This window comes from Sphingomonas sp. BK481, from assembly GCF_014194875.1.
Lineage (GTDB): Bacteria > Pseudomonadota > Alphaproteobacteria > Sphingomonadales > Sphingomonadaceae > Sphingomonas > Sphingomonas aerolata.
The window spans coordinates 514,025-532,276 of the sequence record NZ_JACIAP010000001.1 but is presented as its reverse complement, the minus strand read 5'-3'; the positions used below and the strand labels follow the sequence as shown (position 1 = coordinate 532,276).

General features: G+C 66.1%; 20 protein-coding genes and 1 tRNA gene. 11 read left to right on the top strand and 10 right to left on the bottom strand.

Annotated features, from left to right (window positions below; all coding sequences use genetic code 11):
* Positions 1–35: 35 nt before the first annotated feature.
* Positions 36–1,103: an SPOR domain-containing protein gene (locus FHY04_RS02485; RefSeq protein ID WP_183935266.1), complete on the top strand. Its 1,068-nt coding sequence runs from the start codon at positions 36–38 to the stop codon at positions 1,101–1,103.
* A gap of 22 nt (positions 1,104–1,125) precedes the next feature.
* On the opposite strand, the gene FHY04_RS02480 is transcribed toward FHY04_RS02485, so the two are convergent.
* Together FHY04_RS02480 and serB are read right to left on the bottom strand one after the other, a co-directional pair.
* The gene (locus tag FHY04_RS02480; RefSeq protein ID WP_056405459.1) at positions 1,126–1,860 is read right to left on the bottom strand and encodes a Crp/Fnr family transcriptional regulator; all 735 of its coding nucleotides are present in this window, start codon (positions 1,858–1,860) and stop codon (positions 1,126–1,128) included.
* Between the two features lie 140 nt (positions 1,861–2,000).
* Complete coding sequence (gene serB / locus FHY04_RS02475) at positions 2,001–2,882, bottom strand: phosphoserine phosphatase SerB (protein ID WP_183935265.1); 882 nt, start codon at positions 2,880–2,882, stop codon at positions 2,001–2,003.
* Here serB and miaA point away from each other — a divergent pair.
* From miaA to leuA, 6 genes are all read left to right on the top strand, one after another.
* On the top strand, positions 2,875–3,804 hold the full coding sequence (miaA, locus tag FHY04_RS02470) for a tRNA (adenosine(37)-N6)-dimethylallyltransferase MiaA (protein ID WP_183935264.1): 930 nt from the start codon (positions 2,875–2,877) through the stop codon (positions 3,802–3,804). The genes serB and miaA overlap by 8 nt on opposite strands.
* 82 nt (positions 3,805–3,886) lie before the next feature.
* A complete protein-coding gene (locus FHY04_RS02465) occupies positions 3,887–5,635 on the top strand; it encodes an acetolactate synthase 3 large subunit (protein ID WP_183935263.1) in 1,749 nt (582 codons plus the stop codon).
* Positions 5,635–6,150, top strand: coding sequence for an acetolactate synthase small subunit (gene ilvN, locus FHY04_RS02460; RefSeq protein ID WP_183935262.1), 516 nt, complete (start codon positions 5,635–5,637; stop codon positions 6,148–6,150). Before FHY04_RS02465 ends, ilvN begins: the two co-directional genes overlap by 1 nt.
* Positions 6,151–6,257: 107 nt before the next feature.
* Entirely contained in the window at positions 6,258–7,277 is a 1,020-nt protein-coding gene (gene ilvC / locus FHY04_RS02455) for a ketol-acid reductoisomerase (RefSeq protein ID WP_107932328.1), read from the top strand.
* Between the two features lie 433 nt (positions 7,278–7,710).
* Complete coding sequence (locus FHY04_RS02450) at positions 7,711–8,316, top strand: YceI family protein (protein WP_056405452.1); 606 nt, start codon at positions 7,711–7,713, stop codon at positions 8,314–8,316.
* A gap of 193 nt (positions 8,317–8,509) precedes the next feature.
* Positions 8,510–10,168: a 2-isopropylmalate synthase gene (gene leuA / locus FHY04_RS02445; RefSeq protein ID WP_183935261.1), complete on the top strand. Its 1,659-nt coding sequence runs from the start codon at positions 8,510–8,512 to the stop codon at positions 10,166–10,168.
* A 42-nt stretch (positions 10,169–10,210) separates the two neighbouring features.
* On the opposite strand, the gene FHY04_RS02440 is transcribed toward leuA, so the two are convergent.
* The 7 genes from FHY04_RS02440 to FHY04_RS02410 form a co-directional block, all read right to left on the bottom strand.
* Positions 10,211–10,888 (bottom strand): type 1 glutamine amidotransferase domain-containing protein, encoded by a 678-nt coding sequence (locus tag FHY04_RS02440; RefSeq protein ID WP_183935260.1) that lies wholly within the window; start codon positions 10,886–10,888, stop codon positions 10,211–10,213.
* A 105-nt stretch (positions 10,889–10,993) separates the two neighbouring features.
* Positions 10,994–11,350 carry a dihydroneopterin aldolase gene (locus tag FHY04_RS02435; RefSeq protein WP_183935259.1) on the bottom strand — a complete coding sequence of 119 codons (357 nt, stop codon included), beginning with the start codon at positions 11,348–11,350 and terminating at the stop codon, positions 10,994–10,996.
* Positions 11,343–12,116: an SDR family NAD(P)-dependent oxidoreductase gene (locus FHY04_RS02430; RefSeq protein ID WP_183935258.1), complete on the bottom strand. Its 774-nt coding sequence runs from the start codon at positions 12,114–12,116 to the stop codon at positions 11,343–11,345. The genes FHY04_RS02435 and FHY04_RS02430 overlap by 8 nt, the downstream gene beginning before the upstream one ends.
* Positions 12,113–12,739 carry a GTP cyclohydrolase I FolE gene (folE, locus tag FHY04_RS02425; protein ID WP_081874053.1) on the bottom strand — a complete coding sequence of 209 codons (627 nt, stop codon included), beginning with the start codon at positions 12,737–12,739 and terminating at the stop codon, positions 12,113–12,115. Before folE ends, FHY04_RS02430 begins: the two co-directional genes overlap by 4 nt.
* A gap of 173 nt (positions 12,740–12,912) precedes the next feature.
* Complete coding sequence (gene fghA / locus FHY04_RS02420; protein WP_183935459.1) at positions 12,913–13,752, bottom strand: S-formylglutathione hydrolase; 840 nt, start codon at positions 13,750–13,752, stop codon at positions 12,913–12,915.
* Positions 13,752–14,135 carry a VOC family protein gene (locus FHY04_RS02415; RefSeq protein WP_183935257.1) on the bottom strand — a complete coding sequence of 128 codons (384 nt, stop codon included), beginning with the start codon at positions 14,133–14,135 and terminating at the stop codon, positions 13,752–13,754. The genes fghA and FHY04_RS02415 overlap by 1 nt, the downstream gene beginning before the upstream one ends.
* Positions 14,136–14,146: 11 nt before the next feature.
* Positions 14,147–15,253: an S-(hydroxymethyl)glutathione dehydrogenase/class III alcohol dehydrogenase gene (locus FHY04_RS02410; protein ID WP_183935256.1), complete on the bottom strand. Its 1,107-nt coding sequence runs from the start codon at positions 15,251–15,253 to the stop codon at positions 14,147–14,149.
* A 118-nt stretch (positions 15,254–15,371) separates the two neighbouring features.
* Between FHY04_RS02410 and FHY04_RS02405 the strand changes: the two genes are divergently transcribed.
* Together FHY04_RS02405 and FHY04_RS02400 are read left to right on the top strand one after the other, a co-directional pair.
* On the top strand, positions 15,372–15,575 hold the full coding sequence (locus FHY04_RS02405; protein ID WP_031394798.1) for a DUF2945 domain-containing protein: 204 nt from the start codon (positions 15,372–15,374) through the stop codon (positions 15,573–15,575).
* A 48-nt stretch (positions 15,576–15,623) separates the two neighbouring features.
* Positions 15,624–15,884 (top strand): SWIB/MDM2 domain-containing protein, encoded by a 261-nt coding sequence (locus FHY04_RS02400; protein ID WP_031394799.1) that lies wholly within the window; start codon positions 15,624–15,626, stop codon positions 15,882–15,884.
* Between the two features lie 178 nt (positions 15,885–16,062).
* Here the strand turns inward: FHY04_RS02400 and FHY04_RS02395 are convergent.
* Positions 16,063–16,139: transfer RNA gene (locus tag FHY04_RS02395), tRNA-Arg, on the bottom strand.
* 245 nt (positions 16,140–16,384) lie between these two features.
* On the opposite strand from FHY04_RS02395, the gene FHY04_RS02390 reads away from it, so the two are divergent.
* Both FHY04_RS02390 and FHY04_RS02385 read left to right on the top strand, forming a co-directional pair.
* Complete coding sequence (locus FHY04_RS02390) at positions 16,385–17,080, top strand: hypothetical protein (protein ID WP_183935255.1); 696 nt, start codon at positions 16,385–16,387, stop codon at positions 17,078–17,080.
* A gap of 236 nt (positions 17,081–17,316) precedes the next feature.
* A complete protein-coding gene (locus FHY04_RS02385) occupies positions 17,317–18,249 on the top strand; it encodes a glycosyltransferase family 2 protein (protein WP_183935254.1) in 933 nt (310 codons plus the stop codon).
* Positions 18,250–18,252: the final 3 nt, after the last annotated feature.

Genomic DNA, 18,252 nt, shown 5'->3' with positions numbered 1-18,252 from the left:
ATGACGATCATCATTTGGCTTTAACGAGGTACTCGATGCGCAACCTGATTCTGGGCGCGGCGGCGACGGTAGCGGCGCTGGGCGCGGTGCCGGCCGCGGCGGACGTGAAGGCCGGCGTCGATGCCTGGAGCCGCGGCGACTATGCGTCCGCGATCGACCAGTGGCGTCCGCTCGCGATCGCGGGTGACGCCGATGCGCAGTTCAATCTCGCCCAGGCCTATAAGCTCGGCCGCGGCGTCACGCTCGACCCCGCGCTCGCCGAAAGCTGGTTCCGCAAGGCGGCGCTGCAGGGTCATGTCCAGGCGCAGGACAATTACGGCCTCGCGCTGTTCCAGGCCAACAAGAAGGCGGACGCGCTGCCCTGGCTCGAAAAGTCGGTGGCGCGCGGCGAACCGCGGACGCAGCTCGTGCTCGGGACGATGTTGTTCAACGGCGACGCGGTCCCCCGCGACTATCCGCGCGCCTATGCGCTGATGTCGCGCGCGAGCACGTCGGGATTGCAGTCGGCCTCGCAGACGCTGGCGCAGATGGACCAGTATATCTCCCCCGAAGACCGCCAGCGCGGCACGGCGCTCGCCGAACGCTATGCCGCGCAGGAAAAGATCGCGCGGTCGGGCCTGTCGTCCGCGTCGCCACCGCCGATCTCGGCCACCGGCCCTGCCAGGCCCGCTCCCCAGCCCGCTCCCCGGCCGGTGACGCCGGTCGCGCGCACCACGGTCCCCGCCTCATCCGTGTCCCCCGCGCCGGTGCCCCCGCGCGCTGCGCCGGAGCGTGCTGCCTCGCAAGCCGCGACCAGACCCGCACCGGTCACCCCGCCCCGGCTCGCGTCCGCGCCCAAGCCGGCGCCGAAGCCCGTGCCGAAGCCAGCAGCGAAGCCGGTGGCCGGGTCGGGGAAATGGCGGATCCAGCTTGGCGCGTTCCGCGATCGCGGCAATGCCGAGACGCTGTGGGGCAAGGTCAGGGGCAGGCTGGGCGGCGCGCAGCCCAGCTATGTCGCGGCGGGACCGGTGACGCGGCTGCAGGCGGGCGGGTTCGCCAGCCGGGCGGACGCGACGCGCGCCTGCGCCGCGTCAGGCCAGCCCTGCGTCATCGTCGCCCCGTGACGCATCCTGACACGCCCGGCGTTCAGCCGCGCCGGCTCGGAATCCAGCTCGTGTCGCGTTCCGGACTTTGCGGCAACGCGGCGAGGACCGCCAGCGCGTCGCGGTCGTCGATCGTGATGACCCCGCGCCGCCACGTCGCGATCCCCGAGGTCCGCAGCTGGCGCAGCGTCCGGTTGACATAGACCGGGGTCAGCCCGGTCATGTCGCCGATATCCTCCTGCGTCAGCGGCACCGGCACGACATTCTCGATCGTCGGGTCGTTGCGCCGCAGCCGGGTGCGCAGTTCGAGGATCAGCGCGGCGATCCGACTCGCCGCGCTGGTCCGCCCGATCGACGCCAGCCGCTCCATCAACACGACGCGCTCCTGCTGCGAGACGAGGAACAGCAAGGCCGCGAGCCGCGGGTTGCTGCTGAACACCTGCCCGATCGCCGCGGTCTCGATCACGCCGAGCTTCGCCGCCGAGACCGCTTCGATCGTGTCGCACGCGGTCGGGGCGGCAAGGCTCGGCATCCCGACCAGATCGCCGGGCAGATGAACCTTGACGATCTGCCGCGCGCTCTCGCCGACGATGATGCTGCACGCGACCCAGCCGCTCAGCAGCATATAGACCTGCGGGTCGGGCGAGCCTTGCATCCGCAGGGTATCACCACGCTTCAAACCGATCGTCGGCCCGGCGAGCCGGCGGAAGGTATCAATGTCGTCGTCATCCGCACAGGTGAACGCCTTGAAGCGCTCATAATCCCAGCCAGCATCCATTCGTATCAGCCAATCAATCGCAAGTCTTTGGCATCGACCCCTAATTTTTGGATACAGCTTAGCAAGCCGGGATATGGCGCAGTGGCTTAACCTGGATTACCAAAGAGGGACTCGGTGGCTGGAAACGCGCTTGACGGCGCTCATTCGGTCACCCAGGCGGCGCGCGGCAGGCCCTGGGCGTAGAGCAGAGCGGTCAGATCGCCATGGTCGATCCGTGCCGCCGCCGCTGCCGCGACGATCGGTTTGGCATGATAGGCGACGCCCAGCCCCGCCGCCTCGATCATCGCCAAGTCGTTGGCGCCGTCGCCGACCGCGAGCGACTCTTCGACCGCGATCCCGTGCTCGGCCAGCGCGGCGTGCAGCGTCGCCAGCTTGGTGTGCGACCCGACGATCGGCCGCGCGACCCGCCCCGTCAGCGTGCCGTCGGCAATCTCCAGCACGTTGGCGATCGCGACGTCGAAGCCGATCGTCCGCGCCACCGGCTCGGCAAAGCGCGTGAAGCCGCCCGACACGAGCACCGCCTTCGCGCCGCGCGCGCGCATCGTCCGTACCAGCGCCTGCGCACCCGGCATGATCGTGACCCGTTCGGCGAGGCAGCGTTCGATGTCACTCTCCGCCAGCCCCGCGAGCAGCGCGACGCGCGCATCGAGTGCCGCCTCGAAATCGAGCTCACCGCGCATCGCGCGCTCGGTGATCTCGGCGATCTGCGGCTTTATTCCCGCATAGTCGGCGAGCTCGTCGATGCACTCGACGGTGATCATCGTCGAATCCATGTCCGCAATCAGCAGCGCCTTGGTCCGGGTCAGGCTCGGCTGCACGACCACATCGGTCTTGCCGAACGCCCCCTCGAGCGCGGTCCGCGCCGCGTCGGGCGCCATGCCGAAGATCAGGTCGGCGGCGTCGCCCTCATCGATCCAGCCGCTCGCACCCGGCGCGCAGCCCGCATCGCGGAGCCGGTCCATCGCGGTCGAAATATCGCCTGCGGTCAGCGTGCCCGAGGCTATAAGCGTTGCCGTGAACATCAATAATCTCCCGAAGGTCGCGCTCATCGCAGGGCCGACCGCGAGCGGCAAGTCCGCGCTCGCGCTCGCCATCGCCGACGCGCACAGCGGCGTCGTCATCAACGCCGATTCGGCGCAGGTCTATGCCGATCTCCGCATCCTCACCGCGCGTCCTTCGGCCGAAGAGGAAGCGAGCGCCCCGCACCGCCTGTTCGGCCATGTCGACGCCGCCGACGCGACCTATTCCGCCGCGCGCTGGGCCGCCGAGGCGACGCGCGCAATCGACGAGGTGGTCGCGGAGCGCAGACTGCCGATCCTGGTCGGCGGCACCGGGCTCTATATCCGCACGCTGCTCGACGGCATTGCCCCCGTCCCCGCGATCGACCCCGATCTGCGCGAGCAGGTCCGCGCGCTCCCCGTCGCCGAGGCGCATGCCGCGCTCGCTTTGCTCGACCCGCGCGCCGCCGCGCGGCTCAACGCCGCCGACACCACGCGCGTCGCGCGCGCGCTGGAGGTGGTCCGCGGCACAGGCCGCACGCTCGCCGACTGGCAGACCGAACGGGTGGGTGGGATCGGCGACCGTCTCGATGTCCGCGCGCTGATCCTGATCCCCGACCGCGACTGGCTGAACGCGCGCATCGACCAGCGCTTCGCCGAGATGACCAAGACCAGCCAAGCGGAAGTCACCGCACTCCTCGCCCGCACCGACATCCCGCAGGACGCGCCGATCCGCCGCGCGATCGGCGTTCCCGAGATCGCCGCGCTCGTGCGCGGAGAGATGTCGAAAACCGACGCGATCGCGGCCGGATCGCTCGCCACGCGGCGCTATGCCAAGCGGCAATATACCTGGCTTCGCCACCAACCGCCGGCCGCCTGGACGCGCACGGACGCGCTCGATTTTTCAACGCGCTTGCAGCAATTTGAAACTATATTGCTAAAATGATGTTTGACACGCATCTTTTATATCGGTAGCCGCCCCCTCCACGAGGCGCTAAAGGCGGCGCATTCGAAAGGATTTTGACGTGATGACCGAGAAGAGTGGAGCCGATATCCTGATCGAGGCGCTGTGCGATCTCGGCGTGGAGGTCGTGTTCGGCTATCCGGGTGGTGCCGTGCTGCCGATCTACGACGCGCTGTTTCGCAGCGGCCGGATCAAGCACATCCTGGTGCGCCACGAACAGGCGGCGACGCATGCGGCGGAGGGCTATGCCCGCTCGACCGGCAAGCCCGGCGTGGTGCTCGTCACCTCGGGGCCCGGCGCGACCAATGCGGTCACCGGGATCACCGATGCGCTGATGGATTCGATTCCGATGGTGGTGATCACCGGCCAGGTGCCGACCGCGCTGATCGGCACCGACGCGTTCCAGGAGGCCGATACCGTCGGCATCACGCGCCATTGTTCGAAGCATAATTATCTCGTGAAGGACCCGGCCAAGCTCGGCGGGGTGATCCACGAGGCATTCCACATCGCCACCTCGGGTCGTCCGGGGCCGGTGGTCGTCGACATCCCCAAGGACGTGCAGGTCGCGACCGCGCGCTATGCGAAGCCCGGCCCGATCCAGCACAAGACCTATCGCCCGCAGGTGAAGGCCGACCAGAGCCAGATCGAGCAGCTGGTGGACATGCTCGCTGCGGCCGAACGCCCGATCCTGTATACCGGCGGCGGCATCATCAACTCAGGGCCGGCCGCGAGCCAGTTGCTGTGCGAGCTCGTCCGCATCACCGGCGCACCGGTGACGTCGACGCTGATGGGTCTCGGCGCCTATCCCGCGAGCGGCGAGCAGTGGCTCGGCATGCTCGGGATGCATGGCACCTACGAGGCCAACATGGCGATGAACCAGGCCGACCTCGTCGTCGCGCTCGGCAGCCGGTTCGACGACCGCGTGACCGGACGGCTCGACGCGTTCAGCCCGAATTCGCGGAAAGTGCACATCGACATCGATCGCTCGTCGGTGAACAAGACGGTGCGCGTCGATCTCGGGATCATCGCGGACGTCGGCCATGCGCTCGAGGACATGGTGCGGATCTGGAAGAGCCGTCAGCATCCCAAGCCCGACACCACCGACTGGCAGCGGCGGATCGCCGGCTGGCGTGCGGTCAAGTGCCTCGACTTCCCCGAGAACGACCCGAACGAGATCATGCCGCAGCGCGCGATCCGGGCGCTGTTCGACGCGACCAAGGCACGCAACCCGATCATCACGACCGAGGTCGGCCAGCACCAGATGTGGGCCGCACAGCATTTCGGCTTCGAAAAGCCGAACAAATGGCTGACCAGCGGCGGTCTCGGCACGATGGGCTATGGCCTGCCTGCCGCGATCGGCGCGCAGCTCGGCAACCCGAACGCGCTGGTGATCGACATCGCCGGCGAGGCGTCGATCCAGATGAACATCCAGGAGCTGGCGACTGCCACCCAATACCGGTTGCCGGTGAAGATCTTCATCCTCAACAACCAGTATATGGGCATGGTCCGCCAGTGGCAGGAGCTCACCTATGAGAGCCGCTACGCCGAGAGCTATTCGGACTCGCTGCCCGATTTCATCCGGTTGGGCGAGGCTTATGGCTGGAAGGGCATCCTGATCGAGACGCGCGACCAGCTCGACAGCGGGATTGCGGAGATGCTGGCCCATGACGGCCCGGTGATCGTCGATTGCCGCGTGTCGCAGCTGACCAACTGCTTCCCGATGATCCCGAGCGGTGCTGCGCATACCGACATGATCCTGCAGGCGAACGAAGTGTCGGGCACGATGGACGACGAAGCGAAGGCACTGGTTTGATGCATATTTCCCAGGAAAAGGCCGAGCGGCACACGCTCGCCGTGATCGTCGACAATGAACCGGGCATCCTCGCCCGGATCGCCGGCCTGTTCACCGCGCGCGGCTATAATATCGAGAGCCTGACCGTGTCGGAGATCACCGCCGACAAGGCGGTCAGCCGGATCACGATCGTCACCAGCGCGTCGCCCGCGACGATGGAGCAGATCCTCGCACAGCTCGACCGGCTCGTCCCCGTCCACAAGGTCACCGACCTGACCGCGCAGGGTGCGCACGTCGAGCGCGAGCTGGCGCTGGTCAAGGTGCGCGGCACCGGCGACCACCGGATCGAGGCGCTGCGCCTGGCCGACGTCTACCGCGCGCGCGTGGTCGATGCGACGACGTCGAGCTTCGTGTTCGAGGTGACCGGCGGGATCGACAAGATCGACAAGTTCGTCGAACTCATGAGCGAAGTCGGCCTGATCGAAGTCGCCCGCACCGGCATCGTCGCGATCGCCCGCGGCAAAGAGCCGGCGTAAGTTTACCCCGTCATCCCGACGCAAGTCGGGACACAGAACCACGAACGGCGCCGCCTGGAACCCTGGGTTCCGGCGTTCGCCGGAATGACGAAAGAAGGAAGAATACCATGCGTGTCTATTACGATCGCGACGCCGACCTGAACCTGATCACCGACAAGAAGATCGCGATCGTCGGTTACGGCTCGCAGGGCCATGCGCACGCGCAGAACCTGCGCGATTCGGGCGTCAAGGACGTCGCGATCGCGCTGCGCGAGGGCTCGCCGACCGCCAAGAAGGCGATCGAGGCGGGTTTCGCGGTCAAGTCGAACGCCGAGGCGGCGGCCTGGGCCGACATCGTCATGATCCTCGCGCCCGACGAGCATCAGGCCGCGATCTATGCGACCGACCTGCACGACAATCTGAAGCAGGGTGCGACGATCGCGTTCGCACACGGCCTGAACGTCCATTTCGGCCTGATCGAGCCGCGCGCCGATCTCGACGTCATCATGATCGCGCCCAAGGGCCCCGGCCACACCGTGCGCAGCGAATATGTCCGCGGCGGCGGCGTCCCCTGCCTGATCGCGATCGATCAGGACAAGTCGGGCAACGCACACGACATCGCGCTCGCTTATGCGTCGGGCGTGGGCGGCGGTCGCTCGGGCATCATCGAGACCAATTTCCGCGAGGAATGCGAGACCGATCTGTTCGGCGAGCAGGCCGTGCTCTGCGGCGGCATCACCCACCTGATCCAGGCCGGGTTCGAGACGCTGACCGAAGCCGGCTACGCCCCCGAAATGGCCTATTTCGAGTGCCTGCACGAGACCAAGCTGATCGTCGACCTGCTCTATGAGGGCGGGATCGCCAACATGCGCTATTCGATCTCCAACACCGCCGAATATGGCGACATCACCACGGGTCCGCGGATCATCACCGACGAGACGAAGAAGGAAATGAAGCGCGTGCTGGCCGACATCCAGTCGGGGCGCTTCGTAAAGAACTTCATCCTCGACAACCGTGCGGGGCAGCCCGAGCTGAAGGCGGCGCGCAAGCAGGCGCTGGCGCATCCGATCGAGAAAATCGGCAGCGAGCTGCGCGGCATGATGCCGTGGATCGGGAAGAACGCGCTGGTGGATCGCGAGCGCAACTAAGCGCGAGCGCGGCCGGCACGACGGAGCCCGCCCATAGGGCGCGGCTTCGCCGGGGCCGACGTTCGGGCGTGGGGAGCGGGCTTCCGTTTGTCCCCTGCACGAAGCGACCTCACCCCGGCGAAGGCCGGGGCCTAGTTGGAAAGGCCGGAGTAACGAAGCGCCGTCTTGCGTTACCACCGTCCCCCAACTGGACCCCGGCCTTCGCCGGGGTGGTGGCACTTGAAGTAAGCGCGCCCCTCCCCCAGTCCCCGTTCCCCCGCGAAGGCGGGGGTCCAGGGTCTCGGGCAGTGTCCGTGGTTTAGCTGGGCCCCCGCGTCCGCGGGGGAACAGGCTCCCCCCCACCGACCCAAATCCGAAACACAGCGTTGGCATAACGTCATTTGACGCGCTCCCTCCGCTCGGCCAGCATCGCGCGTTCAACAGGAGACCCCGCATGCGCCTAGCCCTAGCCACCATCCTCGCCCTCACCGCCGCTCCCGTATTGGCGCAGACCGCCGCAGTCCCCGGCGCCCCCGTCAAGGCGCGCGTCGCCGCCGGCACCTATGCGGTCGATGCCAACCACACCCAGGTGACATGGCAGCTCAACCATATGGGCTTCTCGATGCTCGAGGGGCAGCTCGGCGCGTCGGGTGGCAGCATCACGATCGATCCGGCCAAGCCGAACGCGACCAAGGTCGAGGTCAATTTCGCGATCGACCAGCTGTCGGTGACGTCCGCACCATTCGCGGGCCATCTGAAGTCGAAGGACTTCTTCGACGCCGCAACCTACCCGACCGCCAAGTTCGTTTCGACCAAGGTCGTCGCGACCGGCGATAAGGCGACCATCACCGGTGATCTCACGCTCAAGGGCGTCACCAAGCCGGTCGTGCTGCAGGCGACGTTCGTCGGTGCGGGCGCGAACCCGATGAACAAGAAGCTGAACTTCGGCTTCCGCGCGACGACCTCGATCAAGCGCAGCGATTTCAACATCGGCGCCTATGCCCCCGTCGTGTCGGACAAGGTCGACCTGACGATCAACGCGGCATTCGCTGCGCAATAATAGGTACGCCGACCCTATCGCGCTGGACATTTACCGTGTCCGCGCGATAGGGAAGACGCAATGTCTCACGGTCGCCTCCTGCTGCTTCGACTTACGCGCCCTTAGGCGCGCCGATCGTTTGCGTGGTGGCCAGCCCCCGCGCCTCGCGCCTAAGGGCTGACCCGAACGCTCCCGATCACGAGAGACACGAGCCATGCTGCGCGACCCATCGACCAAATACCGACCCTTCCCGCAAATCGACCTGCCCGACCGCCAATGGCCGTCGAAGACGATCGTCAAGCCGCCACGCTGGCTGTCGACCGATCTTCGCGACGGCAATCAGGCGCTGATCGACCCGATGGATGCCGAGAAGAAGACTCGCTTCTTCGACTTGCTCTGCAAGGTCGGGCTGAAGGAGATCGAGGTCGGCTTCCCGAGCGCGGGCGCGACCGAATTCGATTTCATCTCAGGCCTGGTGAAAACCGGCCGCATCCCCGACGACGTGTCGATCCAGGTGCTGACGCAGTCTCGCCGCGACCTGATCGAGACGAGCTTTGCCAGCCTCGTCGGTGCGAAGACCGCGATCGTCCACCTCTACAATGCGGTCAGTCCCGCCTGGCGCAAGATCGTGTTCGGGATGGATCGCGCGCAGGTGAAGCAGATCGCGATCGACGGCGCCAAGGTGCTGCGTGACGAGGCCGCCAAGCAGCCGGGCGTCCGCTGGCAGTTCGAATATTCCCCTGAGACCTTCTCGACCGCCGAGCTCGAGTTCAGCCTTGAGGTCTGCGAGGCGGTGATGGACGTCCTGATGCCGACGCCCGATAATCCGATCATCTTCAACCTGCCCGCCACCGTCGAGTGCGCGACGCCGAACATCTATGCCGACCAGATCGAATGGTTCGGGCGCAATATTCGCAACCGCGATTCCGTCGCGATCAGCTTGCACACGCACAACGACCGCGGCACCGGCGTCGCAGCCGCCGAACTCGGCATGATGGCGGGCGCGGACCGGGTCGAGGGCTGCCTGCTCGGCAATGGCGAGCGCACCGGCAATTGCGATCTCGTGACCGTCGCGCTCAACATGTACACGCAAGGCGTCGATCCGAAGCTCGACCTGTCGGACATCGACGGCGTCGTGAACACGGTCAACTACTGCACCAACATCCCCGTCCATCCGCGCACACCCTACGCGGGCGACCTTGTCTTCACGGCGTTTTCTGGCAGCCATCAGGATGCGATCAAGAAGGGGTTCGCCGCGCAGGAGGCGAAGAACGACACATTGTGGGAGGTGCCGTACCTCCCGATCGACCCCGCCGATCTCGGCCGCAGCTACGAGGCGGTGATCCGCGTCAACTCGCAATCGGGCAAGGGCGGCGTCGCCTGGGTGATCGAGCAGGACAAGGGGCTGAAGCTGCCCAAGCGTCTCCAGGCCGATTTCAGCCGTCATGTGCAGGCCTATGCCGACGAGACGAGCCGCGAACTGAATGCGGCAGATATCTGGCAGTTGTTCGAGCGGACCTATTTGCCGCACGCCGACGACCGCGTGGAGTTGCGCGACTATGAGGAAAGCGGCACCGCGGGGCAGCGCGTCTTCATCGGCCGCGTCGCGATCGATGGCGAGGAACGGTCGATCTCGGGGCGCGGTAACGGGCTGATCTCGGGCGTGATCGCGGCGATCGCGGAGTCGACCGGGCCGACGCTCGATGTGGTGGATTATAACGAGCATGCGATCGGCCATGGTGCGGACGCGCAGGCGGCCGCCTATGTCGAATGCCGGACCGCGGCGGGCAAGACGGTGTTCGGTGTCGGCATGGACACCGACATCGCCACCGCCTCGGTTCGCGCCGTCCTCAGCGCCGCCAACCGCGCCTGACACCCAGAAGAACGGCCACCGGCAGGGCCGGTGGCCGTTCTTTCAGGCGAGCTTCGCCAGCAGCGCCTGTGCCGCCTTTTCCGACGATGCGGGGTTCTGCCCGGTGATCAGCAGGCCGTCCTCGACGACATGCACGCCCCAGTCGGCGGTCTTCGAATAATTTCCGCCCTGCTGCGCGAGCATGTCCTCGACAAGGAACGGCACGATATCGCTGAGCCCGACCGCCGCCTCTTCGCTATTGGTGAAGCCGGTGACCGTCTTCCCCTTCACCAGTGGCGAGCCATCGGCCGCCTTCACGTCGCGCAGCACGCCGGGCGCATGACAGACCAGCGCGACGGGCTTGCCCGCGCCGATGGTCGTCTCGATCAGCGCGATAGACGCCGGGTCGTTGGCGAGATCCCAGAGCGGACCGTGACCGCCTGGATAGAACACCGCGTCGAAGTCGGCGATCTTCATCTCGGACAGTTTCCGCGTGTCGGCGAGCGCAGCCGTCGCTTCCGCGTCGCCCTCGAACCGGCGCGTCGCATCGGTCTGCGCATCGGGCTTCGCGCTGCTCGGATCGAGCGGCGGCTGGCCACCGGCCGGCGAGGCGAGCGTGATGGACGCGCCGGCATCCTTGAACACATAATAGGGTGCGGCAAGCTCTTCGAGCCAGAACCCGGTCTTGCGGCCGGTATCGCCGAGATCGGCATGCGAGGTGAGGACGACGAGAATGTTCACCATAAGTCTCCGAATGAGGGGGTTATGGGCAGGGAACGAGCCGGCGCCGGGATCGGCGCCGCTCGCGGGCACCGAATGCGCCCGGTCGTGGGACTATCGCTTCGACTAGATCGCGCGTTCGCGCACGATCCGGCACCCGATCGCGGCGTCGGGGTAGATGTCGGTCTTCATCGTCTCGACCTCGACCCGCCGCACCCGCGCGTCACCCAGGCACAGCGCCGCGATCGCCTCGCACAGCGTCTCCTGCAACGCGAACGGACGCTCCGCCGCCATCGCCAGGATTCCGGCGCGGACGAAGTCGTAATCGAGCACCTCGCCGATCTCATCCTCGCCAAGCGGTCCCGGATACACGACCGTCATCTCGACCGAGACGACCACGCGCTGCGGTGCCACCTCGTGCGGATAAATGCCCAGCCGCATCATCACCTCGAGCCCGTCGAGGATCGTCGTGAACTCAGCCATTGCGCTCCCCATGATGCCGGTCGAACATCACGTCGCCGTCGCGCGCCAGAAACCGCTGCCCGCAATCGACGAACAGGTTCTGCCCGGTCACGCCCTTCGCACCCAGCAACCACGCGACCGCATCGGCGACCGCCCCCGCCCCGACCGGGCGCTGGAGCAGGTTGTCGCTCGCCACTGCCTCGAATTCCGCGTCGGTCTGGTCCCCGCTCTTCAGCGTCAGCCCCGGCGAGACCGCGTTGACGCTGATCCGGGGGCCCAGCGCCTGCGCCAGCATCACCGTCGCCCCCTCCAGCGCGATCTTGCCGCAGCTATAGGAGAAGAAGTCGGGATTGAGGTTCGCCACCTTTTGGTCGAGCAGATTGACGATCGCGCCGTCACGGACATCCTCCTGCGATGCCAGCGCCGAGGCGAGCAGCACCGGCGCGCCGCAGTTGATCGCGGCCAGCTCGGTGAACAGCACCGGGTCGACCGTGGGCGGCCGATCGAACGCGAACTTCGATGCGCAGTTGACCAGCCCGTCGATCGGACCGCCGATCGCGCCCCGCGCCGCCGCGAACAGATCGCCGACCCCGCCCAGATCGCTCAGATCGCCCTCGACCGCCGCCGCACGGCCACCGATAGCGACGATCTCGTCGACCAGCGCATCGGCTTCCTCGGGCGAATGCCCCTGATGCACGACCACCGCATGCCCGTCCGCCGCCAGCCGCCGGACGATCGCGGCGCCCAAGCGCTTCGCCCCGCCGGTGACCAGGACGTTTCGGATCATGCGCGCGCGCCCATCAGCGACAGCACCTCCTTGCGGCTGCGCTCATCCTCGCGGAACACGCCCATCATCCGGCTGGTGACCATCGTCACCCCCGGCGTCCGCACGCCGCGCGCGGCCATGCAGGCATGCGTCGCCTCGATCACGACCGCGACGCCCTGCGGCTTCAGCTGCTCCCAGATGCAGTCGGCCACTTCCGCGGTCAGCCGCTCCTGCACCTGCAACCGGCGGGCAAAGCCGTGCAGCACGCGCGCCAGCTTCGAGATGCCGACGACATGGTTGCGCGGCAGATAGGCGATGTGCGCCTTGCCGATGATCGGCGCCATGTGATGCTCGCAGTGCGACTGGAACGGGATATCCTTCAGCAGGACGATCTCGTCATAGCCGCCGACCTCCTCGAACACGCGTTCGAGATGTCGCGCCGGATCGTCGCCATAGCCCGCGCAATACTCCTTCCACGCGCGCGCGACCCGGCGCGGGGTGTCGACCAGCCCTTCGCGCGTCGGATCGTCGCCGGTCCAGCGGATCAGCGTCCGGATCGCCGCCTCGACCTCCTGCGGAACGATCAGCTTGCCATCCGGGCCCACGGCCGGCTCGGCATCGGCAAAAGGCGTTTCGGCGATCATCACAGCGCTCCATCATTCCGCCGCAGGCCGGCGTGCAAGGTCCTCGGTCCGAAAGCCCGACCGAGGTATCATAATATCGACAATATCGCAGCGGACTCCCGTCCGCCGCGCGCCATGCGGCCGTCCGCGACCCGAACACAAGGGCCGCATCATATCGCTTGCGGTACGGCGTGTCAGGCGCGCCGCAGCCGTTCCGCATGCCACGCGACATGATCCGGCATGAAGGTCGATATGAAATTATAGCTATGGTCGTATCCCGGCTGCATCCGCAACGTCAGGTCGATCCCCGCCGCCGCGCACGCCTCCGCCAGCAGCGCCGGCTTCAGCTGTTCGTCGAGGAAGCCGTCCGCCTCCCCCTGATCGACGAGGATGTCGGCGACCCGTGCGCCATCGGCGATCAGCGCACAGGCGTCGTACGCACGCCAGTCGGCACGGTCCGGCCCGAGATACCCCGTCAGCGCCTTCTCACCCCAGGGGCAGTGCAGCGGCGCGACGATCGGCGCGAAGGCCGACACGCTGCGGAACCGGTCGGGATTGCGCAGCGCGATCGTCAGCGCGCCGTGCCCGCCCATCGAGTGCCCGGTGATCCCCTGCCGCGTCATGTCCGCCATCGGAAACTCCGCCGCGATCAGCGCGGGGAGTTCGTCCTCGACATAGCGCTTCATGTTGAAGTTCGCCGCCCAGGGCTGCTCGGTCGCATCGACGTAGAAACCCGCGCCCTGGCCGAAATCATAGGCGTCGTCGTCGGGAACCCCCTCGCCGCGCGGGCTTGTGTCGGGGGCGATCAGAATCACGCCGTGCTCGGCGCAGGCGCGCCGATACTCGCCCTTGTCCATGACATTGGCATGCGTGCAGGTCAGCCCCGACAGGAACCACAGCACCGGCAAGCGCGCGTCCGGCGCGTGCGGCGGGACATAGACCGCAAAGGTCATGTCGGTGCCGGTTGCGGTCGACGCGTGGCGGTAGACGCCCTGCGTGCCGCCGAACGCCGTGCTGGTCGATAGCGTCTCCATCATGCGACCCGGTGAGTGGCGCAGAGCTTGTTGCCCGACGGGTCGCGCAGATACGCCAGATACAGGGTGCGACCCGCGGTGCCGTGCCGCACGCCGGGCGGATCCTCGCAGGCGGTGCCGCCATGCGCGAGCCCCGCGGCATGCCAGGCGTCCGCCGCCTCGGGCGAGGCCGCGACGAACCCCATCGTGCTGCCATTGCCGTGGGTGGCCGGCTGCCCGTCGATCGGCGGTGTGACGAGGAAGCGGCCGCCGGCGTGCGCGTACACGATCCGGCCCCATTCATCGATCACGCCTTCGGGCACGCCGAGCGCGCCCAGCGCGGCGTCGTAGAACGCCTTCGACGCCGCGATATCGTTGGCACCCAACATGATGTGGCTGAACATGTTTCCCTCCCTCAATAGATCACGACGGAGCGAATGCTCTCGCCGGCGTGCATCAGGTCGAACCCCTTGTTGATCTCGTCGAGGGACAGGCGGTGCGTGATCATCGGGTCGATCTCGATCTTGCCGTCCATATACCAGTCGACGATCTTGGGCGTGTCCGTACGTCCACGCGCACCGCCGAACGCGGTCCCGCGCCAGTTGCGCCCGGTGACGAGCTGGAACGGCCGCGTGCTGATCTCCTTGCCCGCCTCGGCCACGCCGATCACGATCGAGGTGCCCCAGCCGCGATGACAGGCCTCGAGCGCCTGGCGCATGACGGTCGTGTTGCCGGTCGCGTCGAACGTGTAATCCGCGCCGCCGTCGGTCAGGGCGACGATATGCTGGACGATGTCGCCCACATCCTTTGGGTTGGCGAAATGCGTCATGCCGAAGCGGCGACCCCATTCCTCGCGGTCGGGATTGATGTCGACGCCGACGATCATCCCTGCACCCGCCAGTCGCGCACCCTGGATCACGTTCAGCCCGATCCCGCCGAGCCCGAAGACCACGACCGTATCGCCGGGCTGGACCTTCGCGGTGTGGACGACCGCGCCGACGCCCGTCGTCACGCCGCAACCGACATAGCAGGACGTGTCGAACGGCGCGTCGGGGCGGATCTTGGCCAGTGCGATCTCGGGCAGCACGGTGAAGTTCGAAAAGGTCGAGCAGCCCATGTAATGGAAGATCGGCTGGCCCTTGTAGCTGAACCGCGTCGTGCCGTCGGGCATCAACCCCTTCCCTTGCGTCGCGCGGATCGCGGTGCACAGGTTGGTCTTCTGGCTCAGGCACGACTTACACTGGCGGCATTCGGGGGTGTAGAGCGGGATGACATGATCGCCGACCGCGACGCTGGTGACGCCCGCGCCGATCTCGCGGACGATGCCCGCCCCTTCATGCCCCAGCACGCTCGGGAAAAGGCCTTCCGAATCAAGTCCGTCGAGCGTGTAGGCATCGGTGTGACAGATGCCCGTGGCCATGATTTCGACCAGAACTTCGCCGGATTTGGGTCCCTCGAGGTCGAGCTCGACGATCTCGAGCGGTTTTTTCGCCTCGAAGGCTACGGCGGCGCGGGTCTTCATGCATGGGTCTCCTTGGTGGCGCATCAGATGAACCGCAGCCCCTGGGTCTGCAACCGCGGATCATGCAACAAAACCCGCACCTCTGCGCTTGATCGTTGAATATCAAGGAGATGGTGTGATGAAGGATCCGAAAAAGGGCGACGAGGTCACCTGGAAATCCCCCGGCGGCACCGCGCACGGCACGGTCGAAAAGAAGCAGACCAGCGACACGACGATCAAGGGCCATACCGTCCGCGCGTCCAAGGACGAGCCGCAATTCATCGTAAAGAGTGACAATGGCGGCAAGGCAGCGCACAAGGCGGGCGCGCTCAACAAGGCGTGACCACGCGTGCAGTGCCTAACGCACGCATGCGAACAGGAAGGAATGCTTATGGCTACAGCTCCCAAGACCGGCGGCATCCACGCCCCCGTCCAGCCCTCTCCCGAGCTCGGCGAGATCGTCGGTAACGACAAGCTCCCGCGCAGCGAAGTGATCAGCAAGGTCTGGGTCTATATCAAGGCCCACAATCTGCAGAACCCTGAGAACAAGCGCGAGATCCTCGCCGACGAGAAGCTGAAGAAGGTCTTCGGCCGTGACAAGTGCACCATGTTCGAGATGAACAAGTACATCTCGCAGCACGTCAAGGCCTAAGCCTGACCGGGACGCCAGGCGACGTTGCCACCTCCGCGGAGGGGTCAACGTCGCCTGATTGCTCCTGACCCCTCGCGACCCGGCCGCGCCAGACGACAACCCCTGTCGCCGGCCAATCTACATCCCTGACGAATGTCGCGATGCCCGCAGGCGGCGGATCGCTTGATAATGTCGGTGGTGGTGACCCCGAGTGGATTTGAACCACTGGCCCCCAGATTAGGAATCTGGTGCTCTATCCGGCTGAGCTACGGGGCCACGCACGCGACGTCCATACTAGCCCCATTCCCGTCGGTCCAGACTGCGCGCGTCCGCCGACGCAGGTGATTATGACAGCCAGACCCAAACCTGAGCAACGCGGCTGCAAGGCGGGCGAACGCTGAACCGCGGACCTGCGCCCTGCCAAAACGGGCTAGGCCGCCGAAAAGGCGCATCATCCAAACCACCTATGCAACTGTTAACAAACGCATTACAGTTTTGTGACGGAGGCAAATGGGGCCGTGATGAAAACGATGATCGCCACGGCTGCAAGACCCATGCTGATCGGCCTGGGAGTCATTTTGGCGATCGACCTTGTAGTACTCGGGATGTTCCTGCGCTGGGCCTATGTCGAGCACGCGAATGTGACGGAGAGCATGCTCTATGGTCAGCTGCTCTACTCGTCCGTCGATGGATCGCTGATGGAGATCTGGGGATATCTCAAGGAACTGACGATCATCGGCCTCGCGCTTTATGCGTTTCTCCACGCGAAGGAGCTTTTCTACGCTGCCTACGCGTTCCTGTTTCTGGTGGTACTCGCGGACGACTCGCTGCGGCTTCACGAGCATATCGGCGCGGTGCTTTCCCAGTACGCCGTGATTGGACCTCATGGCGAAGTTCTTGCAATAGCAATCTTGTGCGGCATCCCCTTTGCGCTGACCCTGTTGGGCATGGGCAGGCTTGCCCGCGATCGCATGGCCCCCGCGCTCATGCTGCTCACCGGCTTCTGCGTCACCGCGTTCTTCGCCGTGGTCGTCGACAAGCTTCATGAGATGCTGATCGGCCCCGGGCATTTTCAGACGATCAGCACGCTCGTCGAAGATGGCGGCGAACTGATAAGTCTGACGCTCATCCTGGCCATATGGGGGATTTTCGGCCGCATTATCGTACCGCACGTGACGGGTGGCATGATGCCGCACGATGCGCTTGAGGTTGCTTAGCGACAACTGAGCCGCTCCACGTCGCTGACGCCGGGACACCGCCGCCTGTCGCCAATCGCGCGATTTTTCGTGACGCAGCGTGGATTTGACCTGTCCCGTCTTGACCTTGGTTAGCTGCCTGCGGTGTCTTGCAATTCGAGCGGACGTCCGCTTAAGGCCCGTAAAGTACGCATTTGGCGGCTCAATCCAGGACTTCGAAGATGCCAAACAGCGTTTCGCCGACGAGCGCAGTTCAGATGAATATGCCCGAGATCTGCGTCGTGATCCCGGCTTATCGTGCGGCTCAGTTCATCGGCAAGGCGATCGACTCCGCCCTGTCCCAGACCGACGTCGCGCTCGAAGTGATCGTCGTCGACGATCATTGTCCGGATGACACGCACGCAGCCGTGACTGCGCGCTATGGTGATGTCCCAAACCTCTCGGTGATCCGGCTCGACCGGAACGGCGGCCCATCGGCGGCGCGCAATGCGGGATTTGCGGCGGCTCGGGCGCCCTGGATCGCCGTGCTCGATGCCGATGACGCATTCGAACCCGGCCGGTTGCGGCACCTCCTCGACGTAGCCGGTGCGTTTGCCGCCGATATGGTGGCGGACAATGTGCGTTTTCTGGACGAGGCCCAGGCGGCGTTGAGCCCGCCACAAATCCGCGCGATCCGGTCCGACACCGAGATTGACCGCCACGCCTTCGTTGCGGCGGCCCGGCCGTTCAACCAGGACATGGACTATGGTTTGCTCAAACCGATGTTCCGCCGTCAGTTTCTCGAAGACCATGCCATTCGCTATGATCCGGCCATCCGCCATGGTGAAGACTTCAAGATGTATTTCGATGCCATGCTGTGCGGGGCAAAGTTCGTCATCACCCCGCAGCCCGGCTATGTCTGGACGCTGCGCACATCGGGCAAAAGCCAGACGACCGTCGATTATTCGGCGCAGATCGCGATGAGCGCATCGCTGGCGAAACGCTCCGACGTTGCCGACGACGGCAAGCTGGTCGCGCTTTTGCTCGATCGCCAACAGGCGCTTGGCCGGCTCGAGACCTTGAACGGATTTCGCCACGCGGTGCAGTCGGGCAAGCGCGGCCAGGCAATCCGCCTGTTCCTGGGACATCCCTTCATCGCGCAGCAATATGCCGGCCGCGCGATCAGGAAGGTCGCGCGACTTATCCGCTAGCGC

Coding starts and splice junctions, on each gene's coding strand:
- FHY04_RS02465 (WP_183935263.1), top strand. CDS start 3,887: ATGACCGAGAAGAGTGGAGCCGATATCCTGATCGAGGCGCTGTGCGAT.
- folE (WP_081874053.1), bottom strand. CDS start 12,739: ATGATCGCCGAAACGCCTTTTGCCGATGCCGAGCCGGCCGTGGGCCCG.
- ilvC (WP_107932328.1), top strand. CDS start 6,258: ATGCGTGTCTATTACGATCGCGACGCCGACCTGAACCTGATCACCGAC.
- ilvN (WP_183935262.1), top strand. CDS start 5,635: ATGCATATTTCCCAGGAAAAGGCCGAGCGGCACACGCTCGCCGTGATC.
- FHY04_RS02390 (WP_183935255.1), top strand. CDS start 16,385: ATGAAAACGATGATCGCCACGGCTGCAAGACCCATGCTGATCGGCCTG.
- FHY04_RS02435 (WP_183935259.1), bottom strand. CDS start 11,350: ATGGCTGAGTTCACGACGATCCTCGACGGGCTCGAGGTGATGATGCGG.
- FHY04_RS02450 (WP_056405452.1), top strand. CDS start 7,711: ATGCGCCTAGCCCTAGCCACCATCCTCGCCCTCACCGCCGCTCCCGTA.
- FHY04_RS02415 (WP_183935257.1), bottom strand. CDS start 14,135: ATGTTCAGCCACATCATGTTGGGTGCCAACGATATCGCGGCGTCGAAG.
- FHY04_RS02410 (WP_183935256.1), bottom strand. CDS start 15,253: ATGAAGACCCGCGCCGCCGTAGCCTTCGAGGCGAAAAAACCGCTCGAG.
- FHY04_RS02430 (WP_183935258.1), bottom strand. CDS start 12,116: ATGATCCGAAACGTCCTGGTCACCGGCGGGGCGAAGCGCTTGGGCGCC.
- FHY04_RS02400 (WP_031394799.1), top strand. CDS start 15,624: ATGGCTACAGCTCCCAAGACCGGCGGCATCCACGCCCCCGTCCAGCCC.
- FHY04_RS02385 (WP_183935254.1), top strand. CDS start 17,317: ATGAATATGCCCGAGATCTGCGTCGTGATCCCGGCTTATCGTGCGGCT.
- leuA (WP_183935261.1), top strand. CDS start 8,510: ATGCTGCGCGACCCATCGACCAAATACCGACCCTTCCCGCAAATCGAC.
- FHY04_RS02405 (WP_031394798.1), top strand. CDS start 15,372: ATGAAGGATCCGAAAAAGGGCGACGAGGTCACCTGGAAATCCCCCGGC.
- serB (WP_183935265.1), bottom strand. CDS start 2,882: ATGTTCACGGCAACGCTTATAGCCTCGGGCACGCTGACCGCAGGCGAT.
- fghA (WP_183935459.1), bottom strand. CDS start 13,752: ATGGAGACGCTATCGACCAGCACGGCGTTCGGCGGCACGCAGGGCGTC.
- FHY04_RS02480 (WP_056405459.1), bottom strand. CDS start 1,860: ATGGATGCTGGCTGGGATTATGAGCGCTTCAAGGCGTTCACCTGTGCG.
- FHY04_RS02485 (WP_183935266.1), top strand. CDS start 36: ATGCGCAACCTGATTCTGGGCGCGGCGGCGACGGTAGCGGCGCTGGGC.